We start from the raw sequence: 1,858 nt of genomic DNA, 5'->3' as shown, positions 1-1,858 counted from the left end.
AAGGAGCACAATGCCTTTAAGGCCGGGCTGGCGACTTTTGTGGCCTTCTGTGTGGTGGGGTTTATTCCTCTAACCACCTATGTCGCCAACTGGATTGTGCCGGGATTGATTGGCTCACCATTTTTCTGGTCCTCCCTGATGACCGTGGTGGCTTTTTTCTGGGTGGGGGCCATGAAGGGTCGGTTTGTGGCACAGCATTGGCTTTTGTCCGGCATCGAAACCGTCGGCATTGGCGGCATTGCCGCCGCTATGGCCTATGGTGTTGGGGTGTTGTTAAGAGGACTGGTGGGCTAGGTCCCCGCCCCTGTAGATTTAGCCTGCCGGCTTTTCCAGTTCCACCATCAGGTCGTCGGATACCTGTTCCAGCGCTGATTGCAGGCTATCCCTGCTGAGGTCGGTGGGCAGCTGTAAAATGGCAGTGGCCCGGAACAGAATTTCCGAACTCATGGGGGCGTCTTCACAACTTGTGTCCAGTTCTTCCACATTGACCTGAAGGCGAGCCAGTATCGCGGAAATTTCGCCGACAATCCCTGGTCGATCATTGCCCACGACGGTCAGCAGCAATGGTTCGCCAGTGGCTTCCTGAACGCTGGAGCAGGGTTCAGCGGTGACGCGAATACCCAGTGACTGCAAGCTGTTCAGGCTGTCGATCAACCTCTCCTGTTTGTCTTCGGCAATATCCACCAGCAGGATTCCGGCAAATTTTCCACCCAGGCGGGACATGTTACTTTCCAGCCAGTTGCCACCTGCTGCTGCCACGGCGTCGGCGATGCGCTCCACAATACCGGGTCGATCATCTGCTATAACGGTCAGTACGAGATAGTGTTTCATTGGATAATTGGCCCCCGGAATTTTCTGAGTATTATGTCCCATCTGTTTGTCACAGACCATGATGTTAAATAAACATGAAAGGAACTCAGGAGTTAGCAACATGATTAAATCAGTTCGATACGCCCCATGGCTGGCTTTGCTGGCATTTTGTGCCTGTGTAAAGGCGGACCCGCTTCAGGGCGAACACCGCACGCCTGAATTTGCCGAACGGGATGTCTGGCGCCACCCGGGAGAAACATTGTCATTTTTCGATGTTGAACCCGGTATGACTGTGGTTGAGATCTGGCCGGGTGGTGGCTGGTACACTGAAATTCTCGCGCCATTAATACAGGCTGGCACACTCTACGCGGCCCATTTTTCCACGGGTATCGGGGTAGAATTTTATGATCTGTCACGGCAGCATTTCGAAGAAAAACTGCTTGCCAACCCTTCAATCTACGGGGAGGTGAAGTTGTCGACCTTTGATCCGGCACGTGGTCAGCTATTGACCCCTGAGGCCGCTGCAGACAGGGTGCTGACGTTTCGCAACGTGCATAACTGGCTGCGCACAGACAGTGAACAGCAAGCCTTTGAGCTGTTTTATCAGGCATTGAAACCCGGGGGTATTTTGGGTGTAGTGGAACACCGCGCCAAGGAAGGAACCCCTCGTGAAAAGATGCTCACCAGTGGTTACATGACAGAAGCCTATGTGATTGAGCTGGCAGAAAATGCCGGGTTTGTCCTGGAAGCAAAAAGTGACATCAATGCCAATCCAAAGGATTCTGCGGATCACCCGGCCGGGGTTTGGACATTGCCCCCCACCTTGCGCTTGGGATCTGAAAACCGGGAGAAATACCTTGCCATCGGTGAAAGCGATCGCATGACACTGAAATTCAGGAAACCTTCTGCCAGTGATTGAAATTCCCATGGATCGTCTGTCACCCGAATTGCTGGAGGCGGTCATCGAAGACTTTGTTTCCCGGGAAGCAACTGACTACGGTGACCAGGAGGTAGGTTTTGCCGTCAAGGTCGCCCAGGTAAAGCGGCA

The 1,858-nt window shown here is 53.4% G+C and carries 4 protein-coding genes; 3 read left to right on the top strand and 1 reads right to left on the bottom strand.

Going from position 1 to position 1,858, the window contains the following annotated elements:
* On the top strand, positions 1-294 hold a 294-nt coding region (locus tag ACYZYZ_RS10515), incomplete at its 5' end, for a VIT1/CCC1 transporter family protein (RefSeq protein WP_461484213.1).
* An 18-nt stretch (positions 295-312) separates the two neighbouring features.
* On the opposite strand, the gene ACYZYZ_RS10510 is transcribed toward ACYZYZ_RS10515, so the two are convergent.
* Entirely contained in the window at positions 313-831 is a 519-nt protein-coding gene (locus ACYZYZ_RS10510) for a glycine cleavage system transcriptional repressor (protein WP_461484212.1), read from the bottom strand.
* Between the two features lie 100 nt (positions 832-931).
* Between ACYZYZ_RS10510 and ACYZYZ_RS10505 the strand changes: the two genes are divergently transcribed.
* Positions 932-1,729, top strand: coding sequence for a class I SAM-dependent methyltransferase (locus ACYZYZ_RS10505; protein ID WP_461484211.1), 798 nt, complete (start codon positions 932-934; stop codon positions 1,727-1,729).
* Between the two features lie 7 nt (positions 1,730-1,736).
* On the top strand, positions 1,737-1,858 hold a 122-nt coding region (locus tag ACYZYZ_RS10500), incomplete at its 3' end, for a YheU family protein (protein WP_461484214.1).

Source organism: Porticoccus sp., from assembly GCA_023261185.1.
GTDB classification, from domain to species: Bacteria; Pseudomonadota; Gammaproteobacteria; order Pseudomonadales; family Porticoccaceae; genus Porticoccus; species Porticoccus litoralis.
The sequence above is the reverse complement of the archived record's forward strand: the minus strand, read 5'-3'. Positions and strand labels throughout refer to the sequence as shown.

Excerpts from the sequence above, each read along its gene's own strand:
- ACYZYZ_RS10505 (WP_461484211.1), top strand. The coding sequence starts at position 932 with ATGATTAAATCAGTTCGATACGCCCCATGGCTGGCTTTGCTGGCATTT.
- ACYZYZ_RS10510 (WP_461484212.1), bottom strand. The coding sequence starts at position 831 with ATGAAACACTATCTCGTACTGACCGTTATAGCAGATGATCGACCCGGT.